The organism is Stenotrophomonas sp. AS1 (assembly GCF_048957655.1).
Lineage (GTDB): Bacteria > Pseudomonadota > Gammaproteobacteria > Xanthomonadales > Xanthomonadaceae > Stenotrophomonas > Stenotrophomonas bentonitica_A.
The window spans coordinates 407,665-425,011 of the sequence record NZ_JARVXM010000008.1 but is presented as its reverse complement, the minus strand read 5'-3'; the positions used below and the strand labels follow the sequence as shown (position 1 = coordinate 425,011).

Below are 17,347 nucleotides of genomic sequence, written 5' to 3'. Positions count from 1 at the left end.
TTCCTGCCTTCCGTTCCGGAGCACCTCATGGCACACCCCGACTACCGCCCCCGCCGCATGCGTCACGACGAGTTCTCGCGCCGCCTCATGCGCGAAAACACCCTGACCACCGACGACCTGATCTATCCGGTGTTTGTGCACGAGCTGGCCGGCCGCGCGCCGATCGCCTCGATGCCCGGCGTGGAACGGCTCTCGATCGACGAGCTGCTGAAGGTGGCCGAAGAGGCGCTGGAACTGGGCATTCCGGTGATCGACCTGTTCCCGGTGATCGATCCGGCCGGCAAGAGTCTGGACGCGGCGGCGGCGTGGGACGGGAACGGGCTGGCGCAGCGCGCCGTGCGTGCACTCAAGTCGCGCTTCCCCGAGCTGGGCGTGATGACCGATGTCGCGCTGGATCCGTACACCACGCATGGTCAGGACGGCATCATCGATGACGCCGGCTACGTGCTCAACGACATCACGGTCGAGGCGCTGGTCAAGCAGTCGCTCTCGCATGCCGACGCCGGTGTGGACATCATTTCGCCCTCGGACATGATGGACGGCCGCATCGGTGCGATCCGCCGCGCGCTGGATGCTGCGGGCCACGTCAACGTGCGCATCATGGCCTACTCGGCCAAGTACGCCTCGGCGTTCTACGGTCCGTTCCGCGATGCGGTGGGCAGCTCGGCCGGCCTCGGCAAGGCGGACAAGAAGACCTACCAGATGGACCCGGCCAACGGCGATGAGGCCATGCGCGAGATCGCGCTGGACCTGGAAGAAGGTGCGGACATGGTCATGGTCAAGCCGGGCATGCCCTACCTGGACCTGGTGCGCCGGGTGAAGCAGCAGTTCGGCGTGCCGACCTTCGCGTATCAGGTCAGTGGCGAGTACGCGATGATGAAGGCGGCCTTCGCCAATGGCTGGCTGGATGAACGAGCCTGTGTGATGGAATCGCTGATCGGCTTCAAGCGTGCCGGAGCCGATGGCGTGCTGACCTATTTCGCCCCGCAGGTGGCGCGTTGGCTGCGCGAGCGCTGACAATACGCGCCCACCCCGATACAGGACGAGGATGATGCAGACGATGGGATGGCTACAGTGGGTGACCTGGACGGCCGGCGTGCTGGCCTTCGCAGCGGTCATCGGGCTGGTGATCCGTGGCGTGCGCCGCGCCGCGCGGCAGGCGCCGGAGCAGCCCTCCGCCGCTGCCCGCATCGCCCGTGAGGCGCAGCTGTCGCCGGCATTGCAGGCGCAGCTGGCGGCCTTGAACCAGCGCAAGGATCACGGCGAGATCAGCGAAGCGCAGTACGAGCAGCTGCGCGCGGAGCTGCTGCAGGGCCATTGACGCTGGGCGGCGCCGCCTCCACGGGTAGAGCCACGCCACGCGTGGCTGCCTTGCGGCCCCGCAGCGTCAACCGCAGCCCATATCCCGCGGCGCTGCCGGCGCCTTGATCCGGTACAGATCCAGCCCGCCGGCACGCGGTGCGCGTGCCATGCCAGCCAGCACCATCTCCGTGGGCTTGGACGCGTCCACCACCGGCGCGCCGGTCTGGCCGTCGGCGGTGTTGAACGACAACGTCAACGGCACCGCCGCCTGGCGGTGATCGCAGCTCGCCAGCAGGACCTGCGAATGTCCGTCGCTCGCGCGGGTGAAGGCCAGTGCACCCTCGTTATCCAGCCAGGCCGCCCCGAGTTCGTCGGCGGCCGTGTTGAGCGGGGCGAGCAGGGCCTGCGCGGTGCCGAATCCCTCGCCCTGCACGGGCGCCAGGTACAGATCGAAGCCGCCCTGGGTGTGTTTGCCGTTGCGCGAGAACAGCAGCATGCGGCCGTCCGGGCGCAGCGCGGGGGCCCGTTCGTCCGCCCGCGTGTTGAGCGCCCCCGGCAGGGTCTGCGCGGGCCCGACGCTGCCATCGGCGGCCACCGGGGCGCGGTACAGGTCGAATCCACCCTGGCCGCCGCTGCGGTTGGAGGCGAAGTACAGCCAGCGCCCATCGTGGCTGAAGTAGGGGTCGCGCTCGTCGCTGGCGCTGTTGAGCGCGAGCGGGGCAGGGTCCTGCCAGCGGCCGTCGCGCAGCACCGCCTGCCACAGGTCCCAGCCGCCCTGGCCACCGGCGCGGTCGCTGGCCCACACGATGCGCTGGCCGTCCGGCGCGATCGTGGCCTGGGCTTCGTTGGCCTTGGTCGAGACCACGCCCATGCCCTCGATGCCGAATTCGGAAAGCGCCATCGCGGCGGGCGTGCAGAGTAAACTGGCGCTCAGCGCGAGCAGAGACAATGGAATGCGCATCATCGCGTCCGTTGGGGTTTGCGTTCCATTCTAGGCCCGGAGCAGGACAACCCATGACCGACCGTTACGCCGTATTCGGCCAGCCCATCGCGCATTCGCAGTCGCCGCACATCCACGCCACGTTCGGCCGGCAGGAAGGCCTGGCGCTGGACTACCGTGCGATCGAAGCGTCGCCGGCCGAGTTCCTCGCAGCGCTGGAGGCCTTCGCCGCCGAGGGCGGCGTGGGCGCCAACATCACCGCGCCGCACAAGGAAGCCGCCTTCGCACTGTGCACCACGCTGACCTCGCGCGCGCGCCGCGCCGGTGCGGTCAACACGCTGCTGCGCAAGGGCGACCGCTGGCATGGCGACACCACCGATGGCATCGGCCTGGTCCGTGACCTTACCGACCGCCACGGCCTGGACCTGCGTGGCCGCCGCACCCTGCTGATCGGCGCCGGCGGCTCGGCCCGCAGCGTGGCCCCGGCGCTGCTGGATGCCGGCATCCTGGAGCTGGTGGTGGTCAACCGCACTCCGGAGCGCGCCGACGCGCTGATCGATGCGATGGGCGAGCCGGGCCGCGCGATCACCCGCTACTGGGAAGACATCCGCGAGCTGGGCGATTTCGAGTTGATCGTCAACGCCACCTCGGCCGGCCGCGACCGCACCGCGGAATTCAAGCTGCCGCTCTCGCTCGTCAACAGCATGACCACCGCCGTGGACCTCAACTACGGCGAGGCCGCGATCGCCTTCACCGCGTGGGCGCGCTCGGCCGGCTGCCGCAACATCGTCGATGGCCTGGGCATGCTGGTCGAACAGGCCGCCGAGAGCTTCCTGCAGTGGCACGCGGTGCGCCCGCAGACCGATGCGGTCTACACCGAGCTGCGGAACCGGCTGGCGCCGCTGGCCGGCGAGGACTGAGCCGGTGGACATGGACCTGCTGGTCTCGATGCTGACCATGGTGGGCGTGCGCCTGCCGGTGCTGATCGCGCTGGCGGTCGCGGTGGTCTGGGTGGTGGACACCCCGCGCGGGGCGATCCGCAGCGTTGCCCTGGGCGCGCTGGGCCTGCTGGCGCTGACCACGCTGGCCGGCCTGGTGCTCAACCTGGTGCCGATGTGGATGGTGCAGCAGGGCAACTACGAAAACCTGCAGCTGATGTCCAAGCTGTTGGGCGCTGGCCACTTCGCGCTCAACCTGTTCGAGGCGCTCGCGCTGGTCCTGCTGGTCTGGGCGATGACCCGCGCGCTGCGCAGCCGCGCCGTTCCGCCCGCTGCGCCGCTGCCGCCGCGCTGAGCGGATGCAGCAGGCTGTCGCGGTCCACAGTGTTGGCGTGGGTCGCGTCACGGAGATGAACCGGCGCGGAAAATGGCGCCGGTCACGACCGCCGGGTCGTGAGAAAATGGGGACCGTGATCCAGTCAGGCAGTCCTCCGGCGTGACCGAAAAAGTTGAAGCCCCCCGCGCCCTGAACGACGAACTCAAGGCCGGCATCCGCGACGCCTACGCCAAGCTGCAGGCCAATACGCCCGGCTTCAGTACCCGGCGTTCACAGAGCCAGATGATCGGCGTGGTGTCGCGTGCGCTCTCGCACAGCGGCGGCGTGGGCGTGGTTGAAGCCCCGACCGGCGTCGGCAAGTCGCTGGGCTACCTGACCGCCGGCGTGCCGATCGCGCTGGCGACCAAGAAGAAGCTGGTGATCAGCACCGGCACCGTGGCGCTGCAGTCGCAGCTGGTCGAGCGCGACATCCCCAATTTCCTCAAGGCCACCGGTATCGAAGCCACGGTGGCGCTGGCCAAGGGCCGCACCCGCTACCTGTGCACCCGCAATGCCGCCGAGGCGCATGGCGATGGCGCGCAGGAAGGCATGTTCGAAGACGAGCAGCCGCTGTTCGATCGCCCGTTGGCGCCGATCGAGATGGACCTGGCGCAGTCGCTGAGCAAGGCCTTCCTCGAAGGCCGCTGGAACGGCGACCTGGACAACGCGCCGGAAACGATCAGCAACACCCTGCGCTCGCGCATCACCACGCCGGCCTCGGGCTGCGCCGGGCGCAAGTGCGCCTACGCCGCGCAGTGCGCCGTGCTGCGTTCGCGCAACACCGTGCGCGAGGCGCAGATCGTGGTGACCAATCACGCGCTGCTGCTGTCGGCGCTGTCGATCGGTGAGAGCGACAACGGCCAGCCGCTGATCGCCCCGCCCTCGGACATGCTGCTGGTGCTCGACGAAGGCCACCATATCGGCAACGTCGCCATCGACCAGGGTGCGGCCAGCCTCGCGCTGGACGAGATGGCCAAGCGCACCGGCCGCCTGCAGATCCTGATCGCCGCCGCCTACCGCGCGGTGGACAAGGACAAGCTGGGCAACCTGCTGCCCAACGAGGCGATCGAGGTCGCCGCCAAGGTCAGCAAGCAGCTCAAGGCCTTCCGCGATGTGATCGACCGCAGCTGGCGGCCGGACCCGTCCGCACAGGAGCCGATGTGGCGCGCCCCGAATGGCCGCCTGCCGGAGATCTGGATGCCGGACATCGAGGCCATCGCCGACGACACCCGCGCACTGTTCAACTGGGCGCATGCCGCGTTGACGCAGGTCGCCAAGGGCAAGCCCGAGGATGCCGCGCGCGAACGCCTGCAGCGCAACCTCGGCATGGCGCTGGAGATGATCGAGCAGCAGCACAACCTGTGGACCGGCTGGCGCCGCGAAGACAAGGACGGCCAGCCGCCCACCGCGCGCTGGATCACCCTCTCGCGCGATGGCGACCTGGTCCTGCACGGCTCGCCGGTGTCGGCCGCCAACGTGCTGCGCAAGCTGCTCTGGGATGAAGTGGATTCGGTGGTGATGACCTCGGCCACGCTGACCGGCGGCGGCGACTTCCAGGCCTTGGCGATCGACAACGGCATTCCGGCCGAGGCCGAGATGGTCTCGCTCGCCTCCCCGTTCGACCTGCCCAACCAGGCCCAGCTGATCGTGCCGGCGTTCCCGGTCACCCCGGATGACAAGGAAGGCCACCCGAAGGAAATCGCCAAGTACCTGGTCAAGGAGCTGGACTGGGGCAAGGGCAGCATCGTGCTGTTCACCTCGCGCTGGAAGATGGAAAAGGTGGCCGAGCTGATGCCGGCCGCGCAGCGCAAACAGGTGCTGGTGCAGGGCGAGACCGCCAAGCAGAAGATGATCGACGAGCACCTGCGGCGTACCTCGGCCGGTGAGGGTTCGGTGTTGTTCGGGCTGAATTCCTTCGGCGAAGGCCTGGATCTGCCCGGCGAAGCCTGCACCACCGTGGTGATCACCCAGGTGCCGTTCGCGGTCCCGACCGACCCGCAGACCTCCACGCTGAGCGAGTGGTTCGAAAGCCGCGGCCTGAACGCCTTCAACCTGATCGCGATCCCGCACGCCCTGCGCACGCTGACCCAGTTCTCCGGCCGGTTGATCCGCACCTCCACCGATACCGGTCGCGTGATCATCCTCGACTCGCGGCTGCTGACCCGCCGCTACGGCAAACGCATCATCGATTCACTGCCGCCGTTCAAGCGGGTGATCGGGTAGGGGGCATCAGACAGCCACGGGGTCGTGGCGTTCACAAGGGTAGAGCCACGCCATGCGTGGCTGCTCTCCGGTCAGAACGCGCCGCCGCTTCAAATTGCGCGCATCCACGTATGGCGTGAACCTACTCCTCCAGCTTCGCCAGATCCCGCACCGCGCCCTTGTCGGCACTCGTCGCCAGCAACGCATAGGCTTTCAACGCGCCGGTGACCTTGCGCGGGCGCGCCTCGCGCGGTTTCCAGCCCAGTGCATCCTGTTCGGCACGGCGTGCCGCCAGCGTGGCGTCATCCAGCAGCAGATCGATGCGCCGCGCCGGGATGTCGATGCGGATGCGGTCGCCGTTGCGCACCAGGCCGATGGTGCCGCCCGAGGCCGCTTCCGGCGAGGCATGGCCGATCGACAGCCCGGAGGTGCCGCCGGAGAAACGACCGTCGGTGAGCAGGGCGCATTGCTTGCCCAGCCCCTTGGATTTCAGATAGCTGGTCGGGTACAGCATCTCCTGCATGCCCGGGCCGCCGCGCGGGCCTTCGTAGCGAATCACGACCACGTCGCCGGCGACGACGTCATCGGCGAGGATGCCCTGCACGGCGGCGTCCTGGCTCTCGAACACCCGCGCGTTGCCTTCGAACACATGGATGGATTCATCCACGCCGGCAGTCTTCACCACGCAGCCATCCACGGCCAGGTTGCCACGCAGCACGGCCAGTCCACCTTCTGCGGAGTACGCATGGGCGACATCGCGGATGCAGCCTTCGGCGCGGTCCACGTCCAGCGTCGGCCAGCGCGTGGCCTGGCTGAACGCGATCTGGGTCGGGATGCCTGCCGGCCCGGCGCGGAAGAAATCGTGCACCTTCTCATCGGTGCTCACCGCGACATCCCAGCGTGCGATCGCCTCGGCCAGGGTGCGGCTGTGCACGGTCGGCACGTCGGTGTGCAGCAGGCCGCCCCGCGCAAGCTCACCGAGGATGCCGAACACGCCGCCGGCGCGATGCACGTCCTCCATGTGGTACTTCGGCGTGTTCGGAGCGACCTTGCACAGCTGCGGCACACGGCGCGAGAGCGCGTCGATGGCATGCAGGTCGAAGTCCACTTCGGCCTCCTGCGCCGCCGCCAGCAGGTGCAGGATGGTGTTGGTCGAGCCGCCCATCGCAATATCCAGCGTCATCGCGTTCTCGAACGCCTGGCGGGTGGCGATGCCGCGGGGCAGCGCACCGATCTCTTCGCCGCCATACCAGCGGTGGCACAGTTCCACGATCAGGCGGCCGGCACGGCGGAACAGCTGCTCGCGGTCGGCGTGCGTGGCCAGGGTGGAGCCGTTGCCCGGCAGCGACAGGCCCAGTGCCTCGGTCAGGCAGTTCATCGAGTTGGCGGTGAACATGCCCGAGCACGAGCCGCAGGTGGGGCAGGCGCTGCGCTCGTATTCGGCGACCTTCTCATCGCTGGCGCTTTCATCGGCGGCGATCACCATGGCATCGACCAGGTCCAGCTTGTGCTCTGACAGGCGCGTCTTGCCCGCTTCCATCGGCCCGCCGGAGACGAACACCACCGGGATGTTCAGGCGCAGCGCGGCCATCAGCATGCCGGGGGTGATCTTGTCGCAGTTGGAGATGCACACCAGCGCATCGGCGCAGTGTGCGTTGGCCATGTACTCCACCGAGTCGGCGATGATCTCGCGGCTGGGCAGCGAATACAGCATGCCGTCATGGCCCATGGCGATGCCGTCGTCCACCGCGATGGTGTTGAATTCCTTCGCTACGCCGCCGACCTGCTCGATCTCGCGCGCCACGAGCTGGCCCAGGTCCTTGAGGTGCACGTGGCCGGGCACGAACTGGGTGAACGAGTTGGCGACGGCGATGATCGGCTTGTGGAAGTCGCCATCGGTCATCCCGGTGGCGCGCCACAGGGCGCGTGCGCCAGCCATGTTGCGGCCGGCGGTGGAGGTGCGGGAGCGGTATTCAGGCATGGTGGCTGGCAGGATCTGGCGGGCCGTGGGGGCGCGTTTCGCCTCGATTCTGCCGAAAAATTCCGGTTGCGTTTGCAACCACCTTCGCCGCTGCCGCGCGATCGAATCCTGAAACGCTGTTCATGTTTTCGACTTTGCCGGTTTTGGTTGTTCGCGCCGATCAGGCATGATTGGGGAGATAACCGCATTAGGGGGCATGACGCCATGAAACGTTCCAGGACCACTGCGCTGCTGCTGATGAGCGCTGCGCCGCTGCTGTTCACCGCCTGCCAGAAGAACGAGGCCGTGCAGGTGCAGGAAGGGCTCTACACCTCGGTGCAGGCCTGTACCGAAGCCACCGGCGATCCGTCCAGCTGTCGCAATGCCTTTGCCGAAGCGCAGAAGCAGTCGGCCGATGCCGCCCCCAAGTACGCCACGCGCGAAGCCTGTGAGGCCGAGTACAACGCCGAGCAGTGCGTGGAACAGAAGACCTCCACCGGCCACTCGTTCATCGGCCCGATGATGATGGGCTTCTTCATGTCGCAGATGCTCAGCAACCGCGGCGGCGCGGGCCTGGCCCAGCAGCCGGCGGCGGCGCCGGCCTACCAGGACAAGGCCAAGGGCTGGGCCCGTCCGGGCCCGTCCACTGGTGGGCTGAACACCGCCAGCGGCATCGGCGCCGGCAAGGCCGGCCTGGCCCCGGTCAACGCCACCCCGAACCGGGCGGTCACTGCCAGCCGCGGTGGCTTCGGCAACTCCAGCAGCAACCGCAGCAGCGTCGGCGGCTGATCGATGCAGTGCGTGCGTATCGCCGAGCGCAGCCAGTGGCGCGCCCGGGCCGAAGAGTCGGGGTTCCGTTTCCACACCATCGATGGCCTGCCGTACTGGGATGAAACCGCGTATTACGCCTTCACCCTGCGTCAGATCGAGCAGGACATCGAAGATCCCAGCGCCGAGCTGCATGCCATGGCGATGGACCTGGTGGACGAGGTGGTGGGCAGCCAGCAGCTGATGGACCAGCTGGCGATCCCGCCGCAGTTCCGCGACTGGATCGCCGACAGCTGGCGCCGCCGCGAGCCGCACCTGTATGGGCGGCTGGATTTCGCCTACGACGGCAGCGGCCCGGCCAAGCTGTACGAGCTCAATTACGACACGCCCACCTCGCTGTTCGAAGCCTCGTTCTTCCAGTGGCAATGGCTGGAGGACCAGCGCAACCAGAACCGGTTGCCGCCGCACGCCGACCAGTTCAACGCGATCCATGAAGCCCTGGTCGAACGGTTCGGTGAACTGGCCGCGCAGCTGCCACCGCCGCTGTATTTCAGCGCGGTGGGTGCGTCGGAAGAAGACCAGGGCACGGTCGCCTATCTGCGCGACTGTGCTGCCCAGGCCGGCCTGCGCGGCGAAGCGATCGCGATCGAAGATATCGGCCTGTCCGAAGACGGGCGCTTCACCGCGCTCGACGACACCGTGATCGGCAGCCTGTTCAAGCTGTACCCGCTGGAAGACCTGATGACCGAGTCGTTCGGCCAGGCGCTGCCCGCTTCAGGGGTGCAACTGCTGGAACCGGCATGGAAGGCGATCCTCAGCAACAAGGGCGTGCTGCCGCTGCTGTGGCAGCGCCACCGGGGCCACCCGAACCTGCTCGCCGCCGAGTTCGACGATGGCAGCGAGCTGCCCCGCGGCTGGGTGCGCAAGCCGCTGTTCTCGCGCGAGGGCGCCAACGTGGCCATGCACCTGGCCGATGGCAGCTGGCAGGAAAGCGAAGGCCCGTACACCGGCCCGGCGATCCGCCAGGCGGCGCATCCGCTCACCGCGTTCGATGGCGGGTATCCGCTGATCGGCAGCTGGGTGGTGGGCGACCAGGCCTGTGGCATGGGCATCCGCGAAGACAACAGCCGGATCACCCGCGACAGCGCCCGCTTCGTACCGCACGCGATCATCGACGAAGCGCCGACGCGTATCTATCTTTGATGGCTGTTCAACGTCGGCCCGGTTCACGCGGGCGCACCACGCCTGTGCCTGGCCGTCACTTCGATGACGGCCGCAGCCTGCAGGCGTTTGCCGATCGCGTGGCTGTACGCTGCCACCGCTGCGATACGCCAGGCTGGGTGCTGGCGAGCTGGGCACCGTATCGCTGGACCGCACGCTTCCGCTGCACCGGTTGTAGCGCGGCATTGGATAGCGTCGACAACCCCTGGGTGGGCCCGGTCCGCCTGGATGGGCGTCGGCCCTGTGGCCACTGCGGACACCGATGGCTGTCCGTACACCAGAACCGACCATCTGCGACCATCGGGGTGCCGGGCACGTTGCCTGCGGAGTGCGCGCAATGCGGGCGCAGCAGCGAGGTCAGCGTCACGGTACGCCCACTGCGCGCTGGGGACCCGGTCGATCCGCATTTCGGCCTACCCCTGCGCCTGGTCGAGCCGACCCGCGCCGGTCTGCTATGGGCGTACAACACAGCGCATCTGCAGGCCCTTCTGGATTACGTCAACGCGTCACTGCGCGAAAGCCGTGGCGTGCATCGTTCAATGTTCTCCCGCCTGCCGGGGTGGATGAAGCTTGCCCGCAATCGTGCGGTCGTGCAGAAGGCGATAGCGCGCCTGATCGTCAGCGCCCGCATCGGTGGGTAGGTACCGACCGTTGGTCGGTACGCGTTACAACAACCCGTCGCGCTTGACCGCCAGGTAACGCTCCACCAGCGCGCCGGGCAGCGCTTCGGCGGTGACATCCAGCACCATCACCCGGTGGCTGCGCAGCGCATCATGCGCATCGCTGCGCTGCTGCAGGTAACGGGCGATCGCGCCGGCCTGGGTGGCGTCGTGCAGGGTCTCCACCGGCTGGGCCAGCGCATCATCCAGCTCGCGCTCGCGCAGGCTGGCCACGCATACCAGATGCTGGCGCTGCAGCAGGCGTACCGCCGCGAGCAGGTCCTCGATGTCCTCATCGCGCACGTTGGTGACCAGCATCACCAGCGACCGCCGGCGCTGGCGCAGCGAGAGCTCGGTGGCGGCGGCGAGATAGTCGGTGGCGACCGGCTGCGCCTGCAGGTCGTAGCTGGCGCGCAGCAGGGTATCGATCGTGCCCATGCCGCGCTTCGGCGCGACCCAACGGCTCTCGCCCCCGGCCGCGAACAGGCCCACACCGTCGCCCTGGCGCAGCGCCAGGTAGGACACCACCAGCGCCGCATTGAGCACATGGTCGAAGTGCGACAGGCCGCCTTCGCTGGCCATCATGCGCCGGCCGGTGTCGATCATCAGCACCAGCTGCTGGTTCTTCTCGTCCTGGTACTCACGCGACACCAGCTTGCGCGCACGTGCGGTGGCCTTCCAGTCGATCTGGCGCAGGCTGTCGCCGACGCGGTACTCGCGCATCTGGTGGAAGTCGGTGCCTTCGCCGCGGCGGCGCTTGAGGTGCGCACCGACCAGGCGCGAGGCCTGTTCGGCACTGAACAAGGCGAAGCGCGTCAGCGGGGCGAAGTTCGGGTACACGCGCACCGCCAGCGAAGGCGACAGCTGGCGCCGTTGATGCCACAGCCGCCAGGCGCTGTGCATGCGCAGGTGCACGCCCTCGAAGACGAAACGGCCACGCGCGGTCGGGGTCAGCCGGTACGCCACGCTGCTGGTCACCATCGGCTTGAGGGCCAGCCTGCGCGGCAGACCCTGCAGGCTCCACCCACCGGGAACCAGATCAAACACCTCCACGCGCTGGTGGCGGCTCGACTCCAGACGCAGCGTGGCCTCACGCTCGACGTTCAACGCCAGCGACTCGGGCAGTTCGCGATGCACGCTGGGCGAGGGCTGGGCACGCAGGCGCAGCAGGTCCACCAGCGCAATCAGCGCCACGCCGCCGCCGATCGCCCACCAGACTGCGTGCGGCCAGGCACCGAGTACCACCGGCACGCCGAGCAGGCCCCAGCCGGCCAGCAGCGCCAGCAGCAGTAGGCCCGGCCTCATGCCGGTCGCTCGCGATGGAGGACGCGCTCCCTCATTTGCGCGGTGCGTCCACCTTGGCCAGCAGCGCGGTCAAGGCATCGTCGGCGCTTTGTCCTTCGATCTGCAGTTCCGGTGCCAAGGCGATGCGGTGGCGCAGCGCCGGTCTGGCGATGTCGCGCACGTCGTCGGGGGTGACGAAATCACGGCCGGACAGCACCGCCTGCGCACGCGCCGCACGCACCAGCGCGATGCTGCCGCGCGGGCCGGCACCGAGCGCGATGCCCGGCCACTGCCGCGTGGCGGCGACGATCCGCACCGCGTAGTCGATCACCTCCGGATCGACCGTGATCGCCGCGGTCGCCTGCTGCAGCGCGACTACCTCGGCCCCGCTCAGCACGCGCGGCACCTGCGAGAGATCGAAGTCGGCCGCGCTGCGGCCGGTGGTGATCGCATCGACCATGCGCTTCTCGTCTTCCAGCGCCGGGTAGTCGATCAGCACCTTGAGCAGGAAGCGGTCCAGCTGCGCTTCCGGCAGCGGATAGGTGCCTTCCTGCTCGACCGGGTTCTGGGTGGCGAGGGTCAAGAACGGCGGGGTCAGCGCGAACGCCTTGCCTTCGATGGTGACCTGGCCTTCCTGCATCACTTCCAGCAGGGCCGACTGGGTCTTGGCCGGCGCACGGTTGATTTCATCGGCGAGCAGCAGGTTGGTGAACACCGGGCCGCGGCGGATCTTGAAGCTCTCCGTCTTCGGGTCGTACACCGCATGGCCGCTGACATCGCTGGGCATCAGGTCCGGGGTGAACTGCACGCGGCCGTAGTCCAGCTCCAGGGCCTGGGCGAGGGCGCGCACCAGCAGGGTCTTGCCCAGCCCGGGGACGCCTTCGATCAGCACGTGGCCGCCGGCCAGCAGCGCGATCAGGATCTGGTCGAGTACCTCGGGCTGGCCGATGAAGGCACGGCCCACGGCCTCGCGCACGGCATCGACGCGCTCGGACAATGGCGACGGTGAAGGCGTCACGGCAGGAGGGGACAGCGGCGGCGGAAGCGTCGGCTCGGTCATAGCAGGTTTCTCATCTGGATCAGCAGGCGGATGCGGTCGCGCAGGCCGGCGACGTCGTGGGAAGCGGGTGGGGTCAACGCGGTCTGCACGCGCTCGTGCGACCACTGCAGCAAGGTGGCGACGGCCTGCACCCGGGCCTCGCCGGTCAGCGCGGCCGCACTCGGCGAACGCCGCCGCAGGCGGGCCAGGAACGCGCGCCGGACCGCGTCGTACAGCAGCGGCGCCTTGCCGAAGCGCAGCAGGTGTTCGCCGCTGGCGCGGATGTGTTCGAGCAGGGAACGGCGTTCGGCCGGCGGCGAAGGCAGTTCGCTGCCCAGGCGCTGCGCGCGCTGCCAGAGCCAGCCGAGCAGGGCCAGCAGCAACGGCGCCCACACCGGCCAGCCGTGGTAGAACACGCGGTTCCACAACGACGGCGGGCGCGAGGCGTAGACCAGCCACATCGTGCCCTTGCCGTAGTTGGGTGCAAGCACGTAGCGGGTCAGGTCGCGATGGGCCTTGTCGTGCAGGCCGTCGATGGCGGCGTTGGCAGCGTTCTGCGCAACGGTCGGATTGGGCCGGCCCTTGCCGTCCATGAAGGCCATGTCCGCCAGCACATCGATGCGGCCCTGGCCGTGGCGCAGGCGGGCGAACACCAGATCGCCCGAGTCGCCCCACTGGCGCTCGACCGCCACGCCCTTGGGCGGTTGGACCGCGAAGCGGCGCCCGTTGCAGAACTCGACGTGCTGCGGATCATCGCGCACGTGGAACGGCTGGCAGTCGTTTCCGTAGTCCTCGCTGTCCACGCCGAGCGCGTCCAGCAGCGGACCATTGCGCACGGCCTCCTTGCCCACCGGTGGCGTGCGCACGATCAGATGGCCGCCACGCGCCACCCAGGCCATCAGCGCGGTGGCGGCAGGCGCGGGCACTTCCGCGCTGTCCTGCAGCAGCACCAGCGTGTCGCCCGGCTGCAACGGCATCCGGGCCAGGTCCAGGCGCGGTTGCGACTGCACGGTAAGCCCGTCCGCGCGCAGTGCCTGACCGAGCACATACAACGGGTTGTAGCTGGCTTCACCCTGCGGCGGCAGGTGCTCGAGCTGGGTCACCCGCTCGTGCGTGCGCAGGAACAGGATCGCCAGCGGCACCCCGATCACCAGCAGCACAAGGCCGAGCAGCAGCCAGCGCAGACGGGTGCTCATGCGCGCCACCCGAACTGGCGCTGCAGGGTGGTGGCCAGCGCTTCGAAATCATCATCGGCCGGCAGCCGGCCGGCATACGCAGCGTACTGCCAGACCCGCACGATGCGTTCGAACAGGCGGCGGTCGGCCTCGACCGGCATCCGTCGCGAGGCCCGCAGGCACTGCGCTTCGGTGGCGCCCGGCGGCAGGCTGATCTGCGCGCGCTCGCTCATGGACTCCACGCTGGCGCGATACAACAGCGCCAGCGCCTGCCGTGGGCGGCCCTCCTGCCACAGTGCACGCGCACGCGCGGCGGGATCGGGCGGTGCCACGTCCGGTACCCGGATCGGCTCTTCCACGACCGCCACAGCCTTGGCCCGGCGGCGCTGGCCGGAGCCACGCAGCCACGGCAGCCAGCGCGGCGCGGTGATCAGCAGCAGCACCACCAGGACGCCGACCACGGCCCACAGCGCCCACTCGGCGATCTGGGCCGGCAGCAATGGGCCCTTGTTGCCACGTTGCCGGGATGCCTTGGCGGCGGCCTCGCGTTTTGCCTTCTCGGCTTCGGCCGCCTCGCTATCCGTGCGCTTCCACTCAGTGACCTCGCGGGTCGGGCTCTGCAGCGGGTCTTCATACGCGCGCTGCACCGCCTGACGGAAGCCGGCGGTGTCCACCGCCTCGTTGCCGAAGACGCCGACCGCAGTGTTGTCCGGGTCATTGTCGAACGTCCGGGTGGGAGCGTCCGGCGCCTCGTCTTCGGCGTCTTCATCCTCAGGCGCATCGGACCCCGCGTCGGCCGCGGGCGCCAGACCGTCCTCCAGCGACGGCGCGGCAGCCGGTGCAGCCACCGCCCCCTTGCTGTTGGACGACGGCGGTGTCTGCTGGGCGTGCAGCGCCGCGCCCGGCCAGATCAGCACCAGGGCCAGCACCAGCAGCGGCGCGGCCTGCTGCAGCCGGGCGTGCAGGCGGCGGAAGGCGATCTCCAGATCCCACGCTTCCATCTGCGTGCGCCGGTCCAGGTACAGGCCGAAGCCGGCGCCGACGTAGAACGGACCGATCAACGTCGCAGCGGCCCAGAACAGCAGGTTCACGCCCAGCTGCATCCACGCCGGCATGTCCTGCTTGGCCAGCTCCCACGCCGCGCGCCAGGACTCGGACAACAGGTCCACCGGGATGAACAGGAACACCGCCGCGATGCCGCCGACCACCAGCACGATCTCGAAGATCATGCACACCAGCGTCAGCAGCAGCGCGTGGCCGACCGCGCCGCCGGCGATCGCACGCCGACGCTGGCGGCGATGCGCAGCGTCCGTGCCCTCGAGCAGATTCACCGGCAGCAGCACCGGGCGCAGCGGGCTCAGGCGCCGCCAGCCGAGGTAGCCCCAGAAGCCCTGCCAGCCCCACGTGCGCTGCGCGCGCAGTGTCTGCGTGGTCGTCGAGGCATCGCCGAACACCCCGCGCGAGATCACGTACAACGCGATGCGTTCGAACAATGGCTTGAGCCACCACATCGCCAACCAGGCCCAGCCGAAGCTGTCCGTCCACCAGGCCAGCGCGTTGAGCAGCACGAACACCGGCAGCGACACGCTCACCCACGGCGCCCAGATCGCCGCGGCGTGCCGTCGCACCAGGGCCATCCCCAGCTCCATGGCCTCCCAGCCCGAGCGCGCGCGCAGCACGATGTTGAGCCGATCAATCTGCATCGGCCGCTCCGCGCCCGCCGCGCCACAACCACACGAACACCGCGGTCCACAGCACCGCGGCCACGCTGTATTTGCCCCACGCCGGGATCGCGGCGATCGAGGACCAGAACGCTTCGATGAAGGCGGCCACCAGCAGCATCGCGGCAACGCCCACGCACAGCTTGGCCCCGATCACACCGCCCTCGACCAGCGCATCGATGCGCCGCCGGCGACCGGGCGCCAGCAGTTTCATGCCCAGCTGCAGCCCAGCGCCGCCGGCGATCACGATCGCGGTCAGCTCGAATGCACCATGGCCGACCACGAAGCGCCAGAACGGATCGCCGTGGCCGATATGCTGCAGATGCCCGGCCACCGATCCGATGCCGACGCCGTTGAACAGCATCACGAACACGGTGCCGACACCGGCGATCAGCCCGAAGGCGAACGTGCGCAGGCCGATGCTGATGTTGTTCATGATGTAGTAGCCGAACATCGTCCAGTTGGTGCCGCTGTCGCGGCCCAGGTTCGGCGAGGCCGGATCGTACATGCGCTCGAACTCGGCGATGCGCGCGTTGTCCAGCAGCAGGTGGATCAGCTCGGGGCGCCACAGGATCAGCGCGAAACTGCCCACCAGCGGCACCACGAACAACGCCGCAGCGACCCACATGCTGCGGGCCTGGCTGCGCACCAGCTGCGGGAAATCGGCGAACAGGAAGGCGAGTGCGCGCTGCCACTGCGGGCGCGGGGTGCGGTACAGCAGGGTATGGCCCTGCTGCATCAGCTGCTGCAGCCGCGCCACCAGCTGCGGGCTGTAACCGCGCCGGCGCGCCAGCGCGAGCTGCTGGCACAGGCGGCGGTAACGCTGCGGGAAGTCGCCATCGTCCAGGCCCTCGTGTGCTGGCTGCCGGCGCGCCTGCCGCGGGTGCTCACCGCGCTGGGCCAGCCAGTGCTCCAGCGCCTGCCATTCGGCCTGGTAGCGGGCGACGAACTGTTCCTGCCTCATCGCCGCCCCAACAGCCAGTTGGCCATCGCATACAGGCGCAGCACGCCGACCTGGCCGTGGCTTCCGGTGAGCGGCGCGGCGATATCGGCCAGTTCCTGCTGGCGTGGCGCCGACAGCCGCGGCGCACGCTCGGCGAAAGCGACCACGGCGGCCTGTTCGGCCGGCTGCAGCGGTTGCGGTGGTACCAGCACACTGCCGACCGGCACCGTGCCGCCCAGCGGCGCGGCGCCCTGATGGATCACCACGGTGCCGGCGACCAGATCGCCGAGGCGGCGGCCATGCGCATCGAACAGGCTCGACAGCAGCCCCAGCGCATAGCCGAACGGCAGCATGTCCACGGTGCGCAGCAGGTTGCGGGTGATCGCGCTCATCCAGCCGATCGGCCCACCATCGCGCGCGACCACGCGCAGGCCCATCGCGCGCTTGCCCAGGGTGCGGCCCCAGCACGCCTCCTGGACGATCGTGTAGGCCCACATCAGCAGGAACATCAGGCCGAGGTAGAGCCCTTGGCCGAACCCGCCGAGGAAGGCCAGCGGAATACTCAGCATCATCAGTGCGCCGACCCGGATCACGAAGTCGATCGCCCACGCCAGCGCACGCGGCAACGGACCAGCGACGGGCAGGTGCAGGGGCACGCCTTCGGGGGTGATGACCTCCCGGTAGGTATCCAGCATGGGCGCGCTCATGGGCGGCGCGTCACGGTGGGCCGTAGGGAAGGCCACAGGGGATGCCGGATTCCTCTCCGGGCTGCCAGCGGGGGCATGCGGGTCTCGACTGCTTCCTGGTCGGCTGAGGACT

Annotated in this window: 16 protein-coding genes; 8 read left to right on the top strand and 8 right to left on the bottom strand. The window is 69.1% G+C overall.

Translation table 11 applies throughout. The features are described from left to right. Window positions 1–27: 27 nt before the first annotated feature. Window positions 28–1,017, top strand: a complete 990-nt coding sequence (gene hemB / locus PV764_RS16500; protein ID WP_046273034.1) for a porphobilinogen synthase — start codon at window positions 28–30, stop codon at window positions 1,015–1,017. Window positions 1,018–1,048: 31 nt separating this feature from the next. Next, window positions 1,049–1,321 (top strand): SHOCT domain-containing protein, encoded by a 273-nt coding sequence (locus PV764_RS16495; RefSeq protein ID WP_019185439.1) that lies wholly within the window; start codon window positions 1,049–1,051, stop codon window positions 1,319–1,321. A 66-nt stretch (window positions 1,322–1,387) separates the two neighbouring features. Here PV764_RS16495 and PV764_RS16490 read toward each other — a convergent pair whose 3' ends face one another. Then, window positions 1,388–2,263: a TolB-like protein gene (locus PV764_RS16490; protein ID WP_421117110.1), complete on the bottom strand. Its 876-nt coding sequence runs from the start codon at window positions 2,261–2,263 to the stop codon at window positions 1,388–1,390. A gap of 53 nt (window positions 2,264–2,316) precedes the next feature. Between PV764_RS16490 and aroE the strand changes: the two genes are divergently transcribed. The 3 genes from aroE (at window position 2,317) to dinG (ending at window position 5,779) form a co-directional block, all read left to right on the top strand. Continuing rightward, window positions 2,317–3,162 carry a shikimate dehydrogenase gene (aroE, locus tag PV764_RS16485; RefSeq protein ID WP_019185437.1) on the top strand — a complete coding sequence of 282 codons (846 nt, stop codon included), beginning with the start codon at window positions 2,317–2,319 and terminating at the stop codon, window positions 3,160–3,162. A gap of 10 nt (window positions 3,163–3,172) precedes the next feature. Next, on the top strand, window positions 3,173–3,535 hold the full coding sequence (locus PV764_RS16480; RefSeq protein ID WP_019185436.1) for a hypothetical protein: 363 nt from the start codon (window positions 3,173–3,175) through the stop codon (window positions 3,533–3,535). Between the two features lie 141 nt (window positions 3,536–3,676). After that, a complete protein-coding gene (gene dinG / locus PV764_RS16475; protein WP_019185435.1) occupies window positions 3,677–5,779 on the top strand; it encodes an ATP-dependent DNA helicase DinG in 2,103 nt (700 codons plus the stop codon). Window positions 5,780–5,900: 121 nt separating this feature from the next. Here the strand turns inward: dinG and ilvD are convergent, their stop codons facing one another. Beyond that, the gene (ilvD, locus tag PV764_RS16470) at window positions 5,901–7,739 is read right to left on the bottom strand and encodes a dihydroxy-acid dehydratase (RefSeq protein WP_266083441.1); all 1,839 of its coding nucleotides are present in this window, start codon (window positions 7,737–7,739) and stop codon (window positions 5,901–5,903) included. A gap of 204 nt (window positions 7,740–7,943) precedes the next feature. Between ilvD and PV764_RS16465 the strand changes: the two genes are divergently transcribed. From PV764_RS16465 to PV764_RS16455, 3 genes are all read left to right on the top strand, one after another. After that, window positions 7,944–8,507 (top strand): DUF1190 domain-containing protein, encoded by a 564-nt coding sequence (locus tag PV764_RS16465; protein WP_019185432.1) that lies wholly within the window; start codon window positions 7,944–7,946, stop codon window positions 8,505–8,507. A 3-nt stretch (window positions 8,508–8,510) separates the two neighbouring features. Continuing rightward, window positions 8,511–9,689, top strand: coding sequence for a glutathionylspermidine synthase family protein (locus PV764_RS16460; RefSeq protein WP_421117109.1), 1,179 nt, complete (start codon window positions 8,511–8,513; stop codon window positions 9,687–9,689). Window positions 9,690–10,012: 323 nt separating this feature from the next. Continuing rightward, window positions 10,013–10,348 carry a hypothetical protein gene (locus PV764_RS16455; protein ID WP_421117108.1) on the top strand — a complete coding sequence of 112 codons (336 nt, stop codon included), beginning with the start codon at window positions 10,013–10,015 and terminating at the stop codon, window positions 10,346–10,348. Between the two features lie 24 nt (window positions 10,349–10,372). Here PV764_RS16455 and PV764_RS16450 read toward each other — a convergent pair whose 3' ends face one another. The 6 genes from PV764_RS16450 to PV764_RS16425 are packed head-to-tail and all read right to left on the bottom strand — an operon-like array spanning window position 10,373 to window position 17,235. Then, window positions 10,373–11,671 carry a DUF58 domain-containing protein gene (locus PV764_RS16450; protein WP_421117107.1) on the bottom strand — a complete coding sequence of 433 codons (1,299 nt, stop codon included), beginning with the start codon at window positions 11,669–11,671 and terminating at the stop codon, window positions 10,373–10,375. Between the two features lie 31 nt (window positions 11,672–11,702). Further along, a complete protein-coding gene (locus PV764_RS16445) occupies window positions 11,703–12,710 on the bottom strand; it encodes an AAA family ATPase (RefSeq protein ID WP_026070135.1) in 1,008 nt (335 codons plus the stop codon). Beyond that, window positions 12,707–13,885: a DUF4350 domain-containing protein gene (locus PV764_RS16440; RefSeq protein ID WP_046273064.1), complete on the bottom strand. Its 1,179-nt coding sequence runs from the start codon at window positions 13,883–13,885 to the stop codon at window positions 12,707–12,709. Before PV764_RS16440 ends, PV764_RS16445 begins: the two co-directional genes overlap by 4 nt. Beyond that, entirely contained in the window at window positions 13,882–15,567 is a 1,686-nt protein-coding gene (locus PV764_RS16435; protein ID WP_019185426.1) for a DUF4129 domain-containing protein, read from the bottom strand. The genes PV764_RS16440 and PV764_RS16435 overlap by 4 nt, the downstream gene beginning before the upstream one ends. Further along, entirely contained in the window at window positions 15,557–16,549 is a 993-nt protein-coding gene (locus tag PV764_RS16430; RefSeq protein ID WP_019185425.1) for a stage II sporulation protein M, read from the bottom strand. Before PV764_RS16430 ends, PV764_RS16435 begins: the two co-directional genes overlap by 11 nt. Continuing rightward, on the bottom strand, window positions 16,546–17,235 hold the full coding sequence (locus PV764_RS16425; protein ID WP_019185424.1) for an RDD family protein: 690 nt from the start codon (window positions 17,233–17,235) through the stop codon (window positions 16,546–16,548). Before PV764_RS16425 ends, PV764_RS16430 begins: the two co-directional genes overlap by 4 nt. Between the last annotated feature and the right edge of the window lie 112 nt (window positions 17,236–17,347).

Excerpts from the sequence above, each read along its gene's own strand:
- PV764_RS16425 (WP_019185424.1), bottom strand. The coding sequence starts at position 17,235 with ATGAGCGCGCCCATGCTGGATACCTACCGGGAGGTCATCACCCCCGAA.
- PV764_RS16430 (WP_019185425.1), bottom strand. The coding sequence starts at position 16,549 with ATGAGGCAGGAACAGTTCGTCGCCCGCTACCAGGCCGAATGGCAGGCG.
- hemB (WP_046273034.1), top strand. The coding sequence starts at position 28 with ATGGCACACCCCGACTACCGCCCCCGCCGCATGCGTCACGACGAGTTC.
- aroE (WP_019185437.1), top strand. The coding sequence starts at position 2,317 with ATGACCGACCGTTACGCCGTATTCGGCCAGCCCATCGCGCATTCGCAG.
- PV764_RS16440 (WP_046273064.1), bottom strand. The coding sequence starts at position 13,885 with ATGAGCACCCGTCTGCGCTGGCTGCTGCTCGGCCTTGTGCTGCTGGTG.
- PV764_RS16465 (WP_019185432.1), top strand. The coding sequence starts at position 7,944 with ATGAAACGTTCCAGGACCACTGCGCTGCTGCTGATGAGCGCTGCGCCG.
- PV764_RS16435 (WP_019185426.1), bottom strand. The coding sequence starts at position 15,567 with ATGCAGATTGATCGGCTCAACATCGTGCTGCGCGCGCGCTCGGGCTGG.
- PV764_RS16490 (WP_421117110.1), bottom strand. The coding sequence starts at position 2,263 with ATGCGCATTCCATTGTCTCTGCTCGCGCTGAGCGCCAGTTTACTCTGC.
- ilvD (WP_266083441.1), bottom strand. The coding sequence starts at position 7,739 with ATGCCTGAATACCGCTCCCGCACCTCCACCGCCGGCCGCAACATGGCT.
- PV764_RS16445 (WP_026070135.1), bottom strand. The coding sequence starts at position 12,710 with ATGACCGAGCCGACGCTTCCGCCGCCGCTGTCCCCTCCTGCCGTGACG.
- PV764_RS16495 (WP_019185439.1), top strand. The coding sequence starts at position 1,049 with ATGATGCAGACGATGGGATGGCTACAGTGGGTGACCTGGACGGCCGGC.
- PV764_RS16450 (WP_421117107.1), bottom strand. The coding sequence starts at position 11,671 with ATGAGGCCGGGCCTACTGCTGCTGGCGCTGCTGGCCGGCTGGGGCCTG.
- PV764_RS16480 (WP_019185436.1), top strand. The coding sequence starts at position 3,173 with ATGGACCTGCTGGTCTCGATGCTGACCATGGTGGGCGTGCGCCTGCCG.
- PV764_RS16460 (WP_421117109.1), top strand. The coding sequence starts at position 8,511 with ATGCAGTGCGTGCGTATCGCCGAGCGCAGCCAGTGGCGCGCCCGGGCC.